General features: G+C 71.5%; 19 protein-coding genes and 1 tRNA gene. 18 read left to right on the top strand and 2 right to left on the bottom strand.

All coding sequences use genetic code 11. The features are described 5' to 3' along the window. The first annotated feature begins 94 nt into the window (after positions 1-94). The 15 genes from rplU to HMPREF0063_RS08700 all read left to right on the top strand — a co-directional run bounded on the left by rplU (position 95) and on the right by HMPREF0063_RS08700 (position 12,606). Positions 95-403, top strand: coding sequence for a 50S ribosomal protein L21 (rplU, locus tag HMPREF0063_RS08765; protein WP_040320702.1), 309 nt, complete (start codon positions 95-97; stop codon positions 401-403). Between the two features lie 24 nt (positions 404-427). Then, positions 428-712: a 50S ribosomal protein L27 gene (gene rpmA / locus HMPREF0063_RS08760; protein ID WP_007078308.1), complete on the top strand. Its 285-nt coding sequence runs from the start codon at positions 428-430 to the stop codon at positions 710-712. A 112-nt stretch (positions 713-824) separates the two neighbouring features. After that, positions 825-2,426: a GTPase ObgE gene (gene obgE, locus HMPREF0063_RS08755; RefSeq protein ID WP_007078307.1), complete on the top strand. Its 1,602-nt coding sequence runs from the start codon at positions 825-827 to the stop codon at positions 2,424-2,426. Further along, a complete protein-coding gene (gene proB / locus HMPREF0063_RS08750; RefSeq protein ID WP_007078306.1) occupies positions 2,423-3,514 on the top strand; it encodes a glutamate 5-kinase in 1,092 nt (363 codons plus the stop codon). Before obgE ends, proB begins: the two co-directional genes overlap by 4 nt. Before the next feature lie 17 nt (positions 3,515-3,531). Beyond that, entirely contained in the window at positions 3,532-4,794 is a 1,263-nt protein-coding gene (locus HMPREF0063_RS08745; protein ID WP_007078305.1) for a glutamate-5-semialdehyde dehydrogenase, read from the top strand. A gap of 41 nt (positions 4,795-4,835) precedes the next feature. Further along, positions 4,836-4,976, top strand: coding sequence for a hypothetical protein (locus HMPREF0063_RS16965; RefSeq protein WP_007078304.1), 141 nt, complete (start codon positions 4,836-4,838; stop codon positions 4,974-4,976). Between the two features lie 47 nt (positions 4,977-5,023). Continuing rightward, on the top strand, positions 5,024-5,623 hold the full coding sequence (gene nadD, locus HMPREF0063_RS08740) for a nicotinate-nucleotide adenylyltransferase (RefSeq protein ID WP_007078303.1): 600 nt from the start codon (positions 5,024-5,026) through the stop codon (positions 5,621-5,623). Next, positions 5,620-5,973: a ribosome silencing factor gene (gene rsfS, locus HMPREF0063_RS08735; RefSeq protein ID WP_007078302.1), complete on the top strand. Its 354-nt coding sequence runs from the start codon at positions 5,620-5,622 to the stop codon at positions 5,971-5,973. Before nadD ends, rsfS begins: the two co-directional genes overlap by 4 nt. A 19-nt stretch (positions 5,974-5,992) precedes the next feature. Beyond that, complete coding sequence (locus HMPREF0063_RS08730; RefSeq protein WP_007078301.1) at positions 5,993-6,637, top strand: histidine phosphatase family protein; 645 nt, start codon at positions 5,993-5,995, stop codon at positions 6,635-6,637. 65 nt (positions 6,638-6,702) lie between these two features. Then, positions 6,703-6,775: transfer RNA gene (locus HMPREF0063_RS08725), tRNA-Ala, on the top strand. Between the two features lie 739 nt (positions 6,776-7,514). Further along, on the top strand, positions 7,515-8,261 hold the full coding sequence (locus HMPREF0063_RS08720) for a DUF5819 family protein (RefSeq protein WP_156794076.1): 747 nt from the start codon (positions 7,515-7,517) through the stop codon (positions 8,259-8,261). Continuing rightward, on the top strand, positions 8,258-9,205 hold the full coding sequence (locus HMPREF0063_RS08715) for an HTTM domain-containing protein (RefSeq protein WP_007078299.1): 948 nt from the start codon (positions 8,258-8,260) through the stop codon (positions 9,203-9,205). The genes HMPREF0063_RS08720 and HMPREF0063_RS08715 overlap by 4 nt, the downstream gene beginning before the upstream one ends. A gap of 165 nt (positions 9,206-9,370) precedes the next feature. Then, on the top strand, positions 9,371-10,684 hold the full coding sequence (locus HMPREF0063_RS08710; RefSeq protein ID WP_007078298.1) for a hypothetical protein: 1,314 nt from the start codon (positions 9,371-9,373) through the stop codon (positions 10,682-10,684). Between the two features lie 90 nt (positions 10,685-10,774). Then, the gene (locus HMPREF0063_RS16795; protein ID WP_040320207.1) at positions 10,775-11,518 is read left to right on the top strand and encodes a DUF5819 family protein; all 744 of its coding nucleotides are present in this window, start codon (positions 10,775-10,777) and stop codon (positions 11,516-11,518) included. Further along, complete coding sequence (locus tag HMPREF0063_RS08700; protein ID WP_007078296.1) at positions 11,515-12,606, top strand: HTTM domain-containing protein; 1,092 nt, start codon at positions 11,515-11,517, stop codon at positions 12,604-12,606. The genes HMPREF0063_RS16795 and HMPREF0063_RS08700 overlap by 4 nt, the downstream gene beginning before the upstream one ends. Here HMPREF0063_RS08700 and HMPREF0063_RS08695 read toward each other — a convergent pair whose 3' ends face one another. Together HMPREF0063_RS08695 and HMPREF0063_RS08690 are read right to left on the bottom strand one after the other, a co-directional pair. Continuing rightward, entirely contained in the window at positions 12,607-13,836 is a 1,230-nt protein-coding gene (locus HMPREF0063_RS08695; protein ID WP_007078295.1) for an MFS transporter, read from the bottom strand. Between the two features lie 13 nt (positions 13,837-13,849). Then, on the bottom strand, positions 13,850-15,808 hold the full coding sequence (locus tag HMPREF0063_RS08690) for a M13 family metallopeptidase (RefSeq protein WP_007078294.1): 1,959 nt from the start codon (positions 15,806-15,808) through the stop codon (positions 13,850-13,852). Positions 15,809-15,882: 74 nt separating this feature from the next. On the opposite strand from HMPREF0063_RS08690, the gene ispD reads away from it, so the two are divergent. The 3 genes from ispD to HMPREF0063_RS16955 are packed head-to-tail and all read left to right on the top strand — an operon-like array spanning position 15,883 to position 18,403. Further along, the gene (ispD, locus tag HMPREF0063_RS08685) at positions 15,883-16,593 is read left to right on the top strand and encodes a 2-C-methyl-D-erythritol 4-phosphate cytidylyltransferase (RefSeq protein WP_007078293.1); all 711 of its coding nucleotides are present in this window, start codon (positions 15,883-15,885) and stop codon (positions 16,591-16,593) included. Then, positions 16,590-17,573 carry a glycosyltransferase gene (locus HMPREF0063_RS16960; protein ID WP_007078292.1) on the top strand — a complete coding sequence of 328 codons (984 nt, stop codon included), beginning with the start codon at positions 16,590-16,592 and terminating at the stop codon, positions 17,571-17,573. The genes ispD and HMPREF0063_RS16960 overlap by 4 nt, the downstream gene beginning before the upstream one ends. Then, positions 17,570-18,403 carry a glycosyltransferase gene (locus HMPREF0063_RS16955; RefSeq protein WP_007078291.1) on the top strand — a complete coding sequence of 278 codons (834 nt, stop codon included), beginning with the start codon at positions 17,570-17,572 and terminating at the stop codon, positions 18,401-18,403. Before HMPREF0063_RS16960 ends, HMPREF0063_RS16955 begins: the two co-directional genes overlap by 4 nt. The last annotated feature ends 5 nt before the right edge of the window (positions 18,404-18,408 follow it).

The raw sequence follows: 18,408 nt of genomic DNA, 5'->3' as shown, positions 1-18,408 counted from the left end.
ACCGTCGGTGCGTGCCCGTTCCCGTGGCACCCACTCCCTTTTTCCTGGGCGCACAGCGCCCGCCGCAGCAGTTCGACATGAAGGATTTCCCGTGGTGTACGCAATCGTGCGCAGTGGTGGTGGCCAGCAGAAGGTGGCCGTCGGCGACGTCATCCAGATCGACCAGGTCGCCCAGGCCGAGGGCGAGCAGCTCTCGCTGCCGGCCGTCCTCCTCGTCGACGGCGACACCGTCACGTCCGACACCGCGGCGCTCGCCAAGGCGTCCGTGACGGCCGAGGTCCTGGGCGGCACCAAGGGCCCCAAGATCATCATCCAGAAGTACAAGAACAAGACCGGCTACAAGAAGCGCCAGGGGCACCGTCAGAAGTACACCCAGGTCAAGATCACCGGCATCTCCGCCTAACCCGACACAGCAGGGACTGAACACATGGCACACAAGAAGGGCGCTGCGTCCACCAAGAACGGTCGCGACTCCAACGCACAGCGACTCGGCGTGAAGCGGTTCGGCGGCCAGCAGGTCAACGCCGGCGAGATCATCGTCCGCCAGCGGGGGACCCACTTCCACCCCGGCACGAACGTCGGTCGCGGTGGCGACGACACCCTGTTCGCCCTGTCTTCGGGCGCCGTGGAGTTCGGTCGCAAGCGCGGCCGCAAGGTCGTCAACATCGTCCCGGCCGACGTCGCTGCGGCCCCCCTCGCAGCCGCGGAGTGATCCGGGACCACTGAAGCTCATGTGAAGGGGCAGTCCGCAGAGGCGGGCTGCCCCTTCTCCCGTTCCACGGCCTCCGGCCCGGGCGGGGACCATCGATCAGAGAGGACGGGTCGTGGCGATTCCCAGTTTCGTCGACCAGGTGACGCTGCACGTCGCGGCCGGTGACGGTGGGCACGGCGTCGCCTCCGTGCACCGCGAGAAGTTCAAGCCGCTCGGTGGGCCCGACGGCGGCAACGGCGGTCACGGCGGTGACGTGATCCTGCGGGTCGCCCGTGACGTCACCACCCTGGTCGACTACCACCACGAACCGCACCGCAAGGCCGGCAACGGCGCGCCCGGTGCCGGCTCCAACCGTAGCGGCGGCAAGGGATCGGACCTGGTGCTGCTCGTGCCCGACGGCACCGTGGTGCGTGCCGGTGACGGTGAGGTGCTCGCCGACCTGGTGGGCGCCGGCACCGAGCTCGTCATCGCCGCCGGCGGACGCGGCGGTCTGGGCAACGCGGCTCTCGCGTCGAGCAAGCGCAAGGCCCCCGGATTCGCCCTCAAGGGCGAGCCCGGACAGTCGATGACGCTGACCCTGGAGCTCAAGGTCGTCGCCGACATCGGCCTCATCGGGTTCCCCAGCGCGGGCAAGTCCAGCCTGATCGCGTCGATCTCGCGCGCCCGCCCCAAGATCGCCGACTACCCGTTCACCACCCTCGTGCCGAACCTCGGGGTGGTCACCGCGGGCCAGACGACCTTCACCGTGGCCGACGTGCCCGGACTGATCGAGGGCGCCAGCGAGGGCAAGGGGCTCGGGCACGACTTCCTGCGCCACGTCGAGCGGTGCGCGGCCCTCGTGCACGTCATCGACTGCGCGACGGTCCAGCCCGGTCGGGATCCGCTCACCGACCTCGACGTGATCGAGAACGAGCTCACCCGCTACGGCGAGCAGACCGGGACGGACTTCTCCGACCGCCCGCGCATCGTGGCGCTCAACAAGGCCGACGTGCCCGACGCCGCCGAGATCGCCGGCTTCGTGCGCGGGGACCTGGAGGCCCGAGGGCTCGAGGTGTTCGTGGTGTCGGCAGCCAGCCACGCAGGCCTGCGCGAGCTCGGCTTCGCCATGGCCGAGATCGTCAAGGCCCGCCGCGAGGCGCTGCCCGAGGCCGAGCCGACCCGCATCGTGCTGCGCCCCCGGGCCGAGAGCGGCCTGGGTGAGGAGTTCACGATCGAGAACCGGGCCGGCCAGTGGGTGGTCCGCGGCGAGAAGCCCACGCGCTGGGTGCACCAGACCGATTTCAGCAACGACGAGGCGGTCGGGTTCCTGGCCGACCGGCTCAACCGGCTCGGCGTCGAGGCCAAGCTGCTCGAGCTGGGCGCCGAGGCCGGCGACGACGTCGTCATCGGTACCGACGAGGACTCGGTGATCTTCGACTTCGACCCGGAGACCCCGGCCGGCGCCGAGGTGCTCGGTCGTCGCGGCGAGGACCTGCGCATCGACCAGTCGGACCGCCGCACCAACGCCGAACGCCGTCAGCAGCTGGCCGAGAAGCGTGCGTACGAGGCGGAGGCCCGCGAGATCCGGGCTGCCGAGGAGCGGGCGGCGTCCGGCGCGCTCGTCCGCGATGCAGGTCCCGCGGGCGACGACCCCCATGCCGACGAGCCCGATGCCGACGACCCTGCCTCGACGCAGACCGGGGGAGTGGACGCGACCGATCGGGACGCCCCGTGAGTCGCATCGTCGTCAAGGTCGGGTCGTCGTCCCTGGCGACCCCCGAGGGTCACCTCGACGACGAGCGGGTCGTCGCCGTGGCCGATGCACTGGCTGCGGCCCGGGCCGAGGGCCACGAGGTGGTCCTGGTCAGCTCGGGGGCGATCGCCGCCGGCCTGGGTCCTCTGGGTCTGGCGCGTCGTCCCGGTGACCTGCCCACCCAGCAGGCCGCGGCGAGCGTCGGGCAGGGGGCGCTGATCGCCCGCTACGCCGCGGGATTCGCCGCGCACGGACTCACCGTCGGGCAGGTGCTGCTCACCGTCGACGACGTCACCCGGCGCAGCCACTACCGCAACGCCCAGCACACCTTCGTCAAGCTGCTCGAGCTCGGCATCGTCCCGGTCGTCAACGAGAACGACACCGTGGCGACCACCGAGATCCGGTTCGGCGACAACGACCGGCTCGCCGCGTTGGTGGCGCACCTCGTGCACGCGGACCTGCTGGTCCTGCTCTCCGACGTCGACGCCCTGCACACCGGTCATCCCGACGAGCCCGGGTCCCGGCCGATCTCCGACGTCCGCGGTCCCGCGGACCTGGAGGGGGTCGACATCGCGCGGATCGGATCTGCCGTCGGCACCGGTGGCATGGTGACCAAGGTCGAGGCCGCCCGCATCGCCTCGGCGGCCGGCATCCCTGTCGTGCTCACTCGCGCGGCGGAGGGCACCATGCGGGCCGCGCTGGCCGGCGAACAGGTCGGTACCCGGTTCCATCCGACCGGCAAGCGTCGCCCCGCCCGGCTGTTGTGGCTCGCGCACGCCAGTGAGACCAAGGGTCGGCTCGTCCTGGACGACGGTGCCGTCGGCGCCGTGGCCCGCGGCACCGCCTCCCTGCTGCCCGCCGGCATCACGGCGGTCGAGGGCGACTTCGTCGCCGGCGACCCGGTCGACCTGGTCGGGCTCGACGGCGCCGTCGTCGCCCGCGGGTTGGTCAACTTCGACAGCACCGAGCTGCCGGTGATGCTCGGCCGCTCGACCCGCGACCTGCTGGCCGACCTCGGACCGGAGTACGAGCGCGAGGTCGTGCACCGCGACGACCTGATGGTGCTGTGAACCGTACGATCGTCGCCATGCAGGACGATCCCGTGACCCAGCACGTGCACGACGCAGCCCGACGGGCCAGGACGGCCTCCCGGCAGCTGGCCACGGCGACCCGACACACCAAGGACGCCGCGCTGCTGGCCGCGGCCGACGCGCTCGTCGAGGCGACCGGGTCGATCCTCGAGGCCAACCGCGTCGACGTCGACAGGGCACGTGCGGCCGGGACACCCGAGAACGTCCTCGACCGCCTGCGCCTGGACGCCGACCGCGTGGCGGCCTTCGCCGACGGGGTGCGCGACGTGGCCGGGCTGCCCGACCCGGTGGGCGAGGTGGTCCGTGGATCGGTGCTGCCCAACGGCCTGCGGCTGCAGCAGGTGCGGGTGCCGATGGGGGTCATCGGCATGATCTACGAGGGTCGCCCCAACGTCACCGCCGACGCGGCAGCGATCTGCCTGAAGGCGGGCAGCGCGGTGCTGCTGCGCGGCTCGTCGTCCGCCGCGCGGTCCAACCGCGCCATCGTCGACGTCATGGCCGGCGCGATCGCCGGCTGCGGACTGCCGTCGGACCTGGTCCAGCTGCTGCCGTCGGAGGACCGCGCGTCGGCGACCGCCCTGATGAGGGCCCGCGGGCTCGTCGACCTCGTGATCCCGCGCGGGGGCGCCGGCCTGATCCGCACGGTCGTGCAGGAGTCGACGGTCCCGGTGATCGAGACCGGCACGGGCAACTGCCACGTGTACGTCGACGCCGATGCCGACCTCGACATGGCCGAGGCGATCGTGCTGAACTCCAAGACGCATCGCACGAGCGTCTGCAACGCCGCGGAGTCGCTGCTGGTGCACGCCGACGTGGCCGAGACGTTCGTGCCGCGGATCGTCGCCGCCCTCGTCGCCCGCGGTGTCACGATCCACGGTGACGCCACCTTCCGTGCCGCCGACCCCTCGGTCGTGGCGGTGACCGAGGAGGACCACGCCACCGAGTACCTCGACCTCGACATCTCCGCCGCCGTGGTCGGCTCCGTCGACGAGGCGATCGAGCACGTCCGGACCTACTCGTCGGGCCACACCGAGGCGATCGTCACGTCCTCGATGGCCACGGCGCGCCGCTTCACGCTCGGCGTGGACTCCGCCGCCGTGATGGTCAACGCCTCCACCCGCTTCACCGACGGCGGCGAGTTCGGCTTCGGTGCCGAGATCGGCATCTCGACGCAGAAGCTGCACGCCCGGGGGCCGATGGGGCTCACCGAGATGACCACCACCACCTACCTGGTCGAGGGCGACGGACAGATCCGCTGAGCGCGGGTCGCCCGCCCGGTCGGCGCTGGTAGATTGCTCCCATGCTGACCACGATGCTCCTCGCGGCCGAAGAGGCCGAGCACACCAACATGCCGTACGTCATCGGGGCCGTGACCCTGGTCATCCTGCTGACGCTGCTGTTCGGTCTGCTCGCCTTCGGCAAGGGCCGCGAGCACACCTGAGCACGCACCGCACGGGTTCGCCCGGTCGCCGGCGTCGCGTCGGCGTCATGGGCGGAACGTTCGACCCGATCCACCACGGTCACCTCGTGGCGGCCAGCGAGGTGCAGGCGTCCTTCGGGCTCGATGAGGTGATCTTCGTGCCGACCGGCCTGCCCTGGCAGAAGCTCGACCGTCAGGTCTCACCGGCCGAGGACCGCTACCTGATGACCGTCATCGCGACCGCCTCGAACCCGCTGTTCGAGGTGAGCCGCGTCGACATCGACCGTGACGGACCCACCTACACGATCGACACCCTGCGCGACCTGTCGGCCGCGCACCCCGACGCCGACCTCTACTTCATCACCGGCGCCGACGCCATGGCGGCCCTGCTCAGCTGGCGGGACCACGACGAGCTGTTCGAGCTGGCGCAGTTCGTCGGCTGCACCCGGCCCGGACACGAGCTGGACGAGAACTCCCTCGTGGGCCTGCCGGTGGACCGCATCACCCTGCTGGAGATCCCTGCACTGGCGATCTCCTCCACCGACTGCCGCGAACGGGTGGGAGCCGGCGAACCGGTCTGGTACCTCGTTCCCGACGGAGTCGTGCAGTACATCGCCAAGCACGGCCTCTACGCCTCCGAGTCCTCGAAAGGACCACACCCCTCATGACCGCCTCCGACCGTGCCGTCGAGCTGACCCGCGCCGCGGCCGCCGCCGCCGACGACAAGTCCGCCACCGGCATCGTGGCCTTCGACGTCTCCGAGCAGATCTACATCACCGACGTCTTCGTGCTGTGCACCACCACCAGTCCCACCCAGGCGCGTGCCGTGCAGGACGCCGTGGAGGAGCGGTTGCACACCATGGGCGCCAAGGCCGTGCGCCGTGAAGGATCCCGTGAGGGCCGGTGGATCCTGCTGGACTTCGCCGACATCGTCGTGCACGTCCAGCACACCGAGGAGCGGGCCTTCTACGCGCTCGAGCGACTGTGGAGCGACTGCCCCACGGTGCCGGTCGCGTGACCGACGGGCGGGCCGTCCGGTGAGCCGTCAGATCATCCTGTGGCGCCACGGGCGGACGGCGTGGAACGTGGCCGGCCGGGTGCAGGGGCAGACCGACACCTCGCTGGACGACGTGGGACGTGAACAGGCTGCGGCTGCGGCCCGCCGCTTGGCGTCGCTCGCCCCCCACCGGATCCTGTGCTCGGACCTGGAGCGGGCCCGTCACACCGCCGAGGCGCTGGCGGAGCTGGTGGGCGTGCCGGCCGAGCCCGACCCGCGCCTGCGCGAGATGGACTTCGGTGCGCGGGAGGGGCTCACGTGGCAGGAGGCGTGGGACCGCTACCCCGACGGCATGCGCGCGTGGATGGAGGGTGACGAGACCCAGATCCCGGACTCCGAGACCCACGCCCAGGCGGGGGAGCGGTTCGCTGCCGGTGTGCGTGAGGCGCTGGAGGTCCTGCCCGCCGACGCGACGATGGTGGTGGTGGCGCACGGCGCGGTCATCCGCACCGGCGCCTGCACCTTCCTCGGGTTCCCCGAGGAGCACTGGCGGACCTTCGGTGCGCTGTCCAACTGCTCCTGGGCGGTCCTCACCGAGAGCGGACCGCCGCACCAGCGGTGGTGGCGGCTGACGGAGTGGAACGCGGGCAGTCTGCCCGAACCGGTCATGTCCGACGACTCCTGACCCGGTTTGTCGCCCGTCCCGGGCACGTACTAAGATCGGTGATCGGCCTTCGGGTCAGCACCCGCGGGGCATTGGCGCAGTTGGTAGCGCGCTTCCATGGCATGGAAGAGGTCAGGAGTTCGAATCTCCTATGCTCCACATCGACGAAGGAGGGTCCGGGCCATCGGCCCGGGCCCTTCGTCGTTCCCTGCGCCCCCGCTGACCGAGCCGAATCTTGCGTGGGGGTCGCCTCGGGCTCCGCCCTCACGGTCGCTGCGCTCCCTGGCGACCGCGCGCGGCTCCGTGTTCGCCAGCCCGAGCTGGCGAGGGCGTGAGCGCAGCGAGGCGAACCTCGCGTGAGGGCCGCCTCGGGCTCCGCCCTCACGGTCGCTGCGCTCCCTGGCGACCGTAGGCACCGTTCGCCAGCCCGAGGAACGAGGGCGTGAGCGAAGCGAGGCGAACCTTGCGTGAGGGTCGCCTCGGGCTCCGCCCTCACGGTCGCTGCGCTCCCTGGCGACCGCAGTCTCGCGCGCCACGGTCAACTGGCGCGGCCTGTGTTCGCCAGCCCGAGCTTGCGAGGGCGTGAGCGGAGCGAGGCGAACCTTGGGTGAGGGTCGCCTCGGGCTTCGCCCTCACGGTCGCTGCGCTCCCTGGCGACCGCAAGGGGGCGTGGTTTCGAGGCTGCTCGTTCCTCGCAGCACCTCAACCACCGAGATCGCTCGCGAGCTGGTGTTCGCCAGTCCGCGAGGGACGAGCGGACGTGAGCGCAGCGAGGCGAACCTTGCGCGAGGGTCGCCTCGGGTTTCGCCCTCACGGTCGCTGCGTTCCCTGGCGACCGCCAGCCAGCGCAGCGAGGCGAACTCGGTGTCCGGTCGACGTCGAGGTATACCGTGTGCGCGTGTCCTGGCCGAGTCTGCGTACGACGTTCGTCGCGGCCGCCGTGGTCACGGCCGGTGTCCACCTGACGGCGGTGACGATGGAGTCGCTGCCGCCGAACCGCTACTCCGCGGCCGTCGCCGACCAGACCGGCTACCTCGACCCGTTCTTCACTCAGAACTGGCGACTGTTCGCGCCGAACCCGGTCTCGGAGGACCGCGCAGTCCTGTTCCAGGGCGCCTACCGCGACGAGGACGGCGACATCGTCGAGACCGAGTGGATCGACTGGACCGAGGTCGAGCTCGACCTCGTCCGGCACCAGCTCGTGGGCGGCCGGGCCGGCTACATCACCAACAAGCTGTACTCCCCGCTGCGTGCCCGATTCGGCGCGCTGCCGCCGGACCAGCAGCAGGTCGTCGACGCCACGTCGGTCGAGGATCCGCCGGAGTGGGCCGAGCTCCGACTGGACCTGGCCGAGGACGGTCGGGTGTCGCGGGCCGCCGACTCCTTCCTGCGGTACGAGCGCGCCACGGCCCAGCTGGCCACCAACGTGCTGCTGTCGCGCCACCCCGGTCGTGAGTTCGTCGCGGTCCGGTACGCCACGCGCAGCCAGGGTGTCACTCCCTACGACGCCCGGAGTGGTGACGACGAGGAACGGGCCGCAGCGCGACCGCCGGCCTCGCAGAGCACCGGCGGCTGGCGGGTGCCGACGCCGGGCTCCGACGCCGAGCGCCGGGCAGTCGCGGACTTCGATGCGAGGCACCGATGATCGGCGCCGGCCTGCAGTGGCTGACCGAGGACAAGCGCTCGACCTACGGGCTGGCCGTCACCCGGATGATCCTGGGCTTCATCGTCGCCAGCCAGCTGATCACCAACTGGCCCGACCGCAGCTACACCTGGGGCGACGGCGCCGACTGGACCGACCAGGTGCGCCAGACGCGGGCGTGGCCGGAGTTCCTCGGCCTGTTCCAGCAGCTGTCCGGACCGGCGTTCGACCTGGCCTACGTGGTGACGATCCTGTTCGGCCTGGCCCTGATGGTCGGATTCTCGACCCGCGCCTCCACGATCATGACCTTGTTCCTGTGGATGTCGCTGTACGTGACCGACCCGTTCGTGGGGTCCGGCGGCGACTCCGTCCTGCGGATGGTGCTGTTCTACCTGTGCTTCACCGACGCGGGCCGGGTGTGGTCGGTCGACGCCCGGCTGCGCAGCCGTCGCGGTGAGGTGCGCCCGTGGTTCCCGGTCTGGTTCCCCGCGACGTTGCACAACCTCGCGACGATCTTGATCATCCACCAGGTCGTGATGGTCTACGTGGCCTCGGCGTTGTGGAAGGTGCAGAGCTCGGTCTGGCTCGACGGGACAGCGGTGTACTTCCCGCTGCAGACCGATGCCTACTCACCCTGGGGCGACTGGTTGCAGCCGCTGATCTCCAACGGCCCGGTCATCGCGGCGTCGACCTACCTGGCGATCGCCATCCAGCTGTTCTTCCCCGTGCTGCTGATCTATCGGCCGACCAGACTGGTGGCGCTGGTCCTGGTGACGGGGATGCACGTGGGCATCGGCGTCCTCATGGGCATCCTCTACTTCTCGCTGGTGATGATCGCCGTCGACATGATCCTGGTGAGCGACGCCTCCTGGCGCAACGGCCAGCGGATGGTCTCGCGCTGGTGGCAGCACCGTCGTGCCCGATCGCGCAAGACCATCTCGGTGTGACGTACCCGATACGCCTGTTGGCCGTCCGATGACGCCGGAGTGTGCGGCGAAACCTGAGAGTGTGGTTAGAATGGCGACCGGCAGTCCACGACTGCCCTCAGTCGTGTGCGGGGGAGACACCGTCATGGCGGGACACACACCACAGTTTGCAAGGAGTAGTCCTCGATGAAGAACAAGCTCGCCAAGAATTCCTTGGCTCTCGGGCTGACGACGTTGATCGTCACGACGGGCCTGTCGTTCTCGGCCAACAGTGCGCCGGGCGACGTCATCGCACGGGCCGAGTCCAGCGCCATCACCGCGACCGGTCTGACCGGCATCGTCGACACCTCCGTGTGCCGCGTCGAGTCCACCGGCCCGGCCACCGAGGGCACCCTCGACATCTGCGGCACGGGCCTCGCGACCCAGGGCACCGGCACCTTCAACCAGACGGCGTCGACCGGTCTGGACGGGATCAACGGCACCTCGACCGCGAGCTCGTCGGTCGAGTCCATCGACATCCCCGCCCTGACCACGATCGACCTGTCGACCCTGGGTGGCGATCTCGACGCCATCAACACCGGCACGATCCTCGACGACGTGCTCGCCGGGCTCGACCCGATCACCGGCCCGCTGTTCGAGCTGGCGCTGACCCCGCTGCTGGCCGGCATCCAGGACGCGGCTCTCAGCCCGATCCTGGAGGCGCTCCAGGGCGCCATCCCGGTCTCGATCGAGATCGGCGCCGTCAGCAGCACCTGCTCGGCCGTGGCCGGAAGCCCCGCCACCATGAGCTCCTCGGTCGCCGGCATCGACATCGTCGTCGGCCCGTCGGACGACCCGCTGCTGGTCGTCCCGATCCAGCTCGGCACCGACCCCAACTCCCCGCTGGTCGGTCAGGTCGCCATCTCGCAGCTCGCCACCGGCGCGCTCGAGGGCATCGAGGCCACGCTGCGCGAGAGCTTGGGTGGTGCGCTCGGCACCCTCGCCGACCTCGTGCCGCTGATCGAGGACATCCTGGTCGAAGGCGTCCTCGCGGCGCTCGGCCCGGTCATCGACACCCTCGGTGAGGCGATCGTCCCGATCCTCACCGGCACCGTCAACGGCCAGGTCACCAACCCCGACGGCTCGGTGGAGGTCACGGCGCTCAGCCTCGACATCCTCGGCACCGTCGCCACCCTCGACGTGGCCCGCTCGGCCTGTGGCCCCAACGGCTTCTTCGAGGTCGCCGACGACAACAACGTCGACGCCGTGAGCGACGCCGACGCGGTGGCCGACGCCGACGCGGTGGCCGACGCCGACGCGGTGGCCGACGCCAACGCCGACGCGGTCGCCGACGGCAACGCCGACGCCCAGGGCGGGTTCATCGACAGCCCCGTCGACACCCTGCCGGCCACCGGCTCGGCCAACCTGACGCCGTTCTGGCTGCTGGGTCTGGCGCTGATGATGTTCGGCGGCGCCGTGCTCATCAACGAGAAGCGACGCATGAGCAGCCTGGACGTCTGATTCCGGACTGACGACGACTGCCGGTGACCCTCGGGTCACCGGCAGTCGTCTGTTCCCAGCACCTTCGACGGCCCACCTAGGATGATCCCCATGCCCGAAACCGCGACGCCGCCCCGCGCGTGGCAGCGGTGGCTGATGCTCGTCCTTGGTGGTGCCGTCGTGGTGCACTCCGCCGTGGTGGGTCTCTGGCTCTCGCCGGACAACCCGATCCGGGAGTCCGTCGGCGGGCGGACCCTCGCGGCGTACGTCAACCCGTACTTCCAGCAGTCACCGAGGGCACTGGACCCCGGCGCCCAGTTCGCCGACGAGTCACTGGAGCTGCGCGCGCGGATCCGTGGGGAGTCCGGAGAGCTGGAGGAGACGGCCTGGGTCGACCTCACGGCCGAGGAGCTCGAGCGTCACGGGACCGTCGGCCCGCGCATCCTCCGTGCACCCCGCTCGCTCGCGACCAACCTCAATGCCGCGGTGCGCGAGATCCCCGAGGAGCTGCAACCGCTGCTGGCCGAGGACTACGGCGAGATCGACCTGGTCGAGCTGGAGGGCCTGCTGTTCGAGGGCGGCGCCACGTCCGACGAGACACGCCGGTACTTCGCCTCCCACTTCATGGCCACGCGGTACGGCACGCTCTACGCGACGGCGCGATGGGGTGGCATCGTCGAGCAGATCCAGGTGCGGATCGGCCTGCGCCGGGTCCCCGACTACGACGAGCGGGGAGACACCGAGCTCACCGACCTGGAGTTCGAGAGCATCGACCTGGGCTGGCGACAGGCCGTGCCCGCCGGCGAGGGAGCCCAGAGGGCGTTCAACGACTACGTGGAGAGGGAGACCGCATGAATGCCTGGTGGGCCCTGCTGGACCTCCTCACGCGCCTCCGCGAGGGTGCGGAGGAGTGGCTGTTCACCGAGCGGCACGCCTCGTTCGCCCTCGCGCTGTGCCGGATCGGGCTCGGGCTGTCCGTCCTGGGCGTCCTGGTGGTCAACTTCGGCGACCGGGCCCTCTGGGTGGGCGAGGCCTCGGTCTGGGCCGACCCCGCACGCGACGTCAGCGACTTCCCCGAGCTGGCGCTCATGCGTGACGCGAGCGACGACGTCGTCACGCTGGTCTACGGGGCGACCCTGCTGGCCTCTGCGGCGCTCGTGGCGGGGTGGCGCACCAGGGCTGCCAACCTGGTGACCCTGGTCGGGTTCATCGCGATCGTCGGCCAGAACCCCATGGTCGGCAGCCCCAGCGACAACGCCGTCCGGCTGTCGCTGCTGTGGCTGCTGCTGACCCACGCCGGTGCAGAGCTGTCCCTGGACTCGCGCCGGGTGGCCCGGTCCGAGGCGCGGGGTCGCGACTGGTCGGCCGAGGCTGCGCTGCCGCCGTGGCTGTTCACGGGGTTGCACAACATCGGCCTCCTCGGCCTGCTCGTGCAGACGGTGCTGCTGTACACCACGGCCGGTCTCGACAAGATCGCCCGCAGCGTGTGGCGGCAGGGCGAGGCGTTGTACGCCACCACGCAGCTGCCGGAGTTCCGGCCGTTGCCGTGGCTCTCGGACCTGGTCAGTGCCAGTCCCGTCGTCCTGGCCGTCCTGACCTACACCGTGCTCGTGGTCCAGCTGTTCTTCGCCCCGCTGCTGCTCACCCGCACCTCGCGGATCATCGTCGGTGTGCTGGCGATCGGCACGAACGTCTTCTTCGCGGTGGTGTTCGGCTCGGTCACCGCCTCCCTCGCGATCATCGCGGTGACCCTGCTGGTGGTGCCCGAGGACGTGCTGGACCGGTGGTTCTGGTGGTGGGTCGACCTGGTCTCGCCGGTGACCGACCGCCTGAGTCCGGTGACCGATGCGGTCACCGACCGCGCCTACACCCTCGTCGACGTCGGGACCGACGCCAGGGCCAGGGTGCGCGACTGGGTCCGGCACGACCTGCTGAGGCGCTAGTCAGGCCACCCGGTCGGCGGCGGCCAGCTCGGCCGCTGCACGCCGTCCGGCGAGCACCAGACCCGCCACCGGCAGGGTCAGGGCCGCCGCGGCGGCGTTGAGCGCGCCGAAGCCGCTCCATGCCATCACCAGCCCCGCCAGGAGCCCCCCGCCGGCACCCGCGAGGTTCATGGCCAGGTCGGCGAAACCCTGTACCGCGGGCCGGGCCTCGGCGTCGACCACGAGCGTCAGCAGGGCGGCGCCGGCGATGACCGACGCGGACCAGCCCAGGCCGAGCAGCACCAGACCGATCGTGACCCAGAGGTGGGAGTCGCCGGCCGTGCCGGCCACGGCCACCGCGAGGACCAGGACGATCTGGCCGGCCACGATCATGGGCACCGGTCCGAGGCGGTCACTGAGCCACCCGAACACCGGGGACAGGGCGAACATGCCGGCGATGTGCAGACTGATCGTCAGACCGATCAGCTGCAGCGACGCGCCGTGGTCGGCCAGGTGCACGGGGGTGAGCGACATGACGCCGACCATCACGGCGTGGGAGGCGGCGATGGCGCCGACCGCGGTGAGCGCGGGACCGTGGAGGTGGTCCAGCGCACGGACGCGTGGTCCCCGGTCGGCGGCGGTGCGCCGCACCAGAGGGTCCGGTCGCAAGGTCAGGAGGGTCAACATCCCGGCGAGGCCGAACGCGGCGACGGAGAACAGCATGGGGCCGGCGAGGTCCGGCACACCCACGCGCGCGGCGACCGCGGCGCCCGGTCCGGTGAGATTGGGGCCGGCGACCGCCCCGACCGTGGTCGACCAGACCACGATCGACAGCGAACGGCCCACCGTCGAGGGTGCGGCGCGGTCCACGGCGGCGAACCGGGACTGCAGGGTGGCGGCCGTGCTGGCACCGAAGAACAGCAGACCGAGCAGGACCAGCCACAGCGAGGCGCGGTCGGCCGCCATGACGGTGACGGCGGCACCGGAGGCGCCCAGCAGCCACCCGGTCGCGAGCGCCGGTCGCCGACCGGCCCTGACCGCGAGGCGTGACAGCGGGATGGTCGCGGCGGCGGCCCCCAGCGTCAGCATGACGGTGGCGGTCCCGGCCCATCCGGACGAGCCGCTGATGTCCTTGACGAGCAGGGCGCCGACGGCCAGGCCGGCGCCGTTGCCGATGCCGCCGACGACCTGGACGAGCGAGAGCACCGACAGGGTCCGGGCCTGGGGGAACTCCCGCAGGTCGGTGGTCATGGCCGTCGGGGCGTCATGACGACCAGACCGTGACCCGCAGCTCCGGGTCGAGCCAGAGCGCGTCGTCAGGGGTCACGTCGAAGGCGTCGTAGAAGGCGTCGAGGTTGCGGACCACCTGGTTGCAGCGGAACTCCGGCGGGGAGTGGGGGTCGACGGTGAGTCGCCGCAGGGTCTCCGCCGGCCGCACCTTGCTCTGCCAGGCCTGCGCCCACGAGATGAAGAACCGCTGGTCGGGGGTCAGGCCGTCGACCGGCTCGTCGGCCGGTTCGGTGAGCCGGAAGGCCCGGTGGGCGATCGACAGTCCGCCGAGGTCGCCGATGTTCTCGCCGATCGTGAGCGCACCGTTGACCGTCCTGCCGTCGACGCCCTCCGGGGTGAGGCCGTCGTACTGGGCCACGAGGGCCGAGGTCAGCTCGTCGAAGGCCGCACGGTCGGCGTCGGTCCACCAGTTGCGCAGCGCGCCCGTCCCGTCGTAGTGCGAGCCCTGGTCGTCGAACCCGTGACCGATCTCGTGACCGATGACCGCGCCGATGGCCCCGTAGTTGACGGCGTCGTCTGCGTCGGCATGGAAGAACGGCGGCTGCAGGATCGCCGCCGGGAACACGATCTCGTTCATCGTGGGGTTGTAGTACGCGTTGACGGTCTGGGGCGTCATGTACCACTCGTCGCGGTCGATCGGTGAGCCGATCTTCGCCAGCTCCCGTGCGGTCTCGACGGCGAGGGACCGGCGGGCGTTCCCGAGCAGGTCGGTGGGGTCGGTCACCAGGTCGGCGTACGACTTGAACCGCTCGGGGTGACCGATCTTCGGGGTGAACGCCTCGAGCTTCTCCAGCGCCCGTGCCTTGGTCTCGTCGCTCATCCACGGCAGCTCGGTGATGCTCTGCCGGTAGGCCTCGATCAGGTGGGCGATCAGGTCGTCCATGCGGGCCCGCGACTCCGGCGGGTACTCCGTCCGCACGTACAGACGACCGACGGCCTCGCCCATCGCCGACTCCACGAACCCGACGGCGCGCTTCCACCGGGGCCTCAGCTCGTCGGTGCCGCTCAGCGTGCGGCCGTAGAACTCGAAGTTCGCCTCGACGAACGCGTCGGACAGGTACGGCGCGCTGCTGTGGACGACCTGCCACCGCAGCCAGTCCAGCCAGTCGGGCAACCGGTCGACGGTCAGCAGCTGCTCCAGACCGGAGAGGAAGGACGGCTGGGCCAGCACGACCTCCGCGAGAGCTGCGTCGGGGACGTCACCGGCCTCGGCCCAGCGGGCGAGGTCGAACGTGGGCACGAGTGCCTGCAGGTCGGGCCGTGTCAGCAGGTTGTAGGTCTTCTGGGCGTCACGGCAGGCGACCCGGTCCCAGTGGTGCTCGGCGAGGGCGGTCTCGAGATCGAGCACGTTCGCGGCGCGGCCGGCCGCGTCCTCCAGACCCGCGAGGTCGAGCATGGTGGCGACGTGCTCGACGAACGCCGCGCGGAGCTCGGCGGAGTCGTCGCCGGAGTAGTAGGACTCGTCGGGCAGGCTGAGCCCGCCCTGGAACACGTGGGTCACGTAGCGGTCCGGCCGGCCGCGGTCGGGCGCCACGTAGAGGCCGATCACCCCCCGGGTGCCGGTGCGCTCGAGGTCGCCCAGCAGCCCCACGAACTCGTCGATCTCGCTGACCCGCGAGATGCGGTCCAGGTCGTCGGCCAGCGGCGTGGCGCCCAGCGCCTCGATGCGGTCGGGGTCGAGGAAGGAGGTGTACAGGTCGCCGATCTTGTCCGCCTCGCCCGTCTCGTCCTCGACCTCGCCGGCCACACAGGCCTCGATGATGCGACGGACCGTGACCTCGGCCTCGTCGACCAGGGCCACGAAGGAGCCGGCGGTGGCCCGGTCGGGCGCGATCGGTGCGTCGCGGAGCCAGGGCCCGTTGACGTGGCGGAAGAGGTCGTCCTGCACGCGGACACCCTGGTCGAACTGCGTGATGTCGATTCCCGGATTCACGTCAGTAGGCTACACAGCATGGGACACGGCAATCTGGCGCTGGGCGACACGCACCCGGGCGACGGGGCCGTGGCATGACGACCGTCGCCGTCCTGCTCGCGGGCGGCACGGGCACCCGCCTGGGCGCCGGTCGCCCCAAGCAGTTCCTTCCCCTGGGTCCGCACACCGTGCTCGAGCAGTGCCTCGAGGTGTTCGGTGGGTGCTCCGCCGTCGACGAGATCGTGCTGGTGATGGAACCGGACCATCTGGCCGAGGCGCGCCGGCTCGTGGGCGGTGGGGCCCACCCCCGGGTCGCGGCCGTCGTGGCCGGGGGAGCGACGCGTGCCGAGAGCACTCGTCAGGCCCTGGCCGTGATCGGCGAGGACGTCACCCACCTGCTCGTGCACGACGTCGCCCGACCGCTGGTCAGCCGGGCGCTGGTCGAGGCCTGCCGGACGGCGCTGCGGGAGTTCGGTGCCGTGACCCCCGTGGTCGCTCCGGCCGACACCGTGGTCGAGGCCTCCGCCGACGGTCGGACCCTCGAACGGGTGCTCGTGCGGGACCGCGTGCGACGGGTGCAGACCCCGCAGGCCTTCCGGGCCGAGGTGCTGCGAGCCGCCCACGCGGCCGCCGTCCGTGAGGGCGACGACACCGCGACCGACGACTGCGGGGTCGTGGCCCGCCATCTGCCGGACGTGACGATCGGCCTGGTCGACGGCGAGGAGACGAACCTCAAGATCACCCTGCCCGGCGACCTGGAGCTCGCGGAGCGTCTGCTCGCCGGTCGCTCCCCGGTGGTCCCGTGACCGGCCCCGCCCGCCCGACCCGGGTCGCCGCCGTCGTCGTCTCGTACAACCGGGGGCCGCTGCTGGCCGAGACGCTGGAGGCCCTGGCCGCCCAGACGCACCGGCCGGCGGCGGTCGTGGTCGTCGACAACGCGTCCACCGACGGGTCCGCCGAGGTCGCCGAGCGCGACGGGGTCGACCTCGTCCGGCTCGAGGTCAACACCGGCGGTGCGGGAGGCTTCGCCACGGCGATGGCGACCGCCCTGGCCCGGCACGACCCGACCTGGATCTGGGTCATGGACGACGACGTGGTGCCGGCCCCGGGAGCGTTGGCCGCGCTCCTGGCCGCCGCCGACGCCAGCGCGACGCCGGTCGACGCCCTGTGCTCGAGGGCCGAGTGGACCGACGGGCGCGAGCACCCGATGAATACCCCCCGGCCCTGGGCCCTCGCGTCCCGGACGGCGCGGGAGAACGCGAGCGCCGCAGGCGGTGTCGCGGTGCGGTCCGTCTCGTTCGTCTCCTCGATCTACCGGGTCTCGGCCGTCCGGGAGCGAGGGCTGCCCATCGCCGACTACTTCATCTGGAACGACGACTTCGAGTACTCGACCCGGATCATCGCGGGCTCGCTCGGTCTGGCCGTCCCGGCCAGTGTGGTCCTGCACCAGACCGCAGCGCTCGCCGACACCGATGCCGATCCGGGGCCGCGCTTCTACTTCGAGGTCCGCAACAAGCTCTGGGTGTTCCGCCACGCCCGCGGACTGCTGCCGCGCGAGAAGGCGGTGTTCGTGCTGTCGACGGCCCGGCGGTGGATCCGCACCTGGCGACGCTCGCAGGACCGCGCCGTCATCGCCGACGGTTGGCGGCGGGGGGTCGGCGACGCACGCAGCCGTCCGCCGCGCCCCAACGCGGTCGTGCTGGCCGGGGCCGGTGTCCCGCCCGACGTGCTCGACGTGGTCGCCGAGCTCGATCGGGTGCAGCAGGCCTGGGAGCACGGGCGATGAACGCCGATCTGCCGTCCTTCAGCGTCCTGATGCCGTTCTACGCCGGGGACAGGCCCGAGCAGGTCGAGCAGGCCTTCAGGAGCGTCACGGTCGACCAGCACCTGCGACCGGACGAGGTCGTCCTGGTCCAGGACGGGCCGGTCGGCGACGACCTGTCCGCCACCGTGGCCGGCATCGTCGCCGGGTCCGTCGTCCCCGTGCGGCTGGTGACCCTGTCCCGCAACAGCGGGCTCGCCGAGGCCCTGGCCGCGGGACTCGCCGAGGTCGCCCACGACGTGGTCGCGCGGATGGACGCCGACGACGTGTCGGTGCCCGAACGGTTCGCCGTCCAGATCCCCCGGATCGCGGCCGGGCTCGACGTGGTGGGCAGCGCCATCACCGAGTTCGGCGACGCAGCCGGCACGACCCGGACCCGACCGGTCCCGCAGGGTGCCGAGGCGATCGCGCAGCAGGCGCGGCTGAGGTCGCCGTTCCACCACCCGTCGGTGGTGTACCGGGCGAGCGCCGTCGCGGCAGCCGGCGGCTACCGCGACCTCGCGATGCTCGAGGACTACTGGCTGTGGGCGCGGATGCTGATGGCCGGCGCGCAGGTCGACAACGTCCCGGACGCGCTGGTCCTCTACCGGATCGGCGACGGGGCCTACGGCCGGCGCGGCGGCTGGGCCCTGCTGCGGTCCGAGCTGGCCCTGCAGGCCGCCTTCGCGCGGATCGGGTTCACGACCCCTGTCCAGCGCTGGCGCAACGTGGCCGTGCGGGGGATCTACCGGCTGGTGCCGGAACGGCTGCGCAAGCTGGCCTACCGGGCCGCCTTCGCCCGACGGTCCGGCTGACGGTC

Origin of the sequence: Aeromicrobium marinum DSM 15272 (assembly GCF_000160775.2) — a bacterium.
GTDB lineage: Bacteria > Actinomycetota > Actinomycetes > Propionibacteriales > Nocardioidaceae > Aeromicrobium > Aeromicrobium marinum.
The sequence above is the reverse complement of the archived record's forward strand: the minus strand, read 5'-3'. Positions and strand labels throughout refer to the sequence as shown.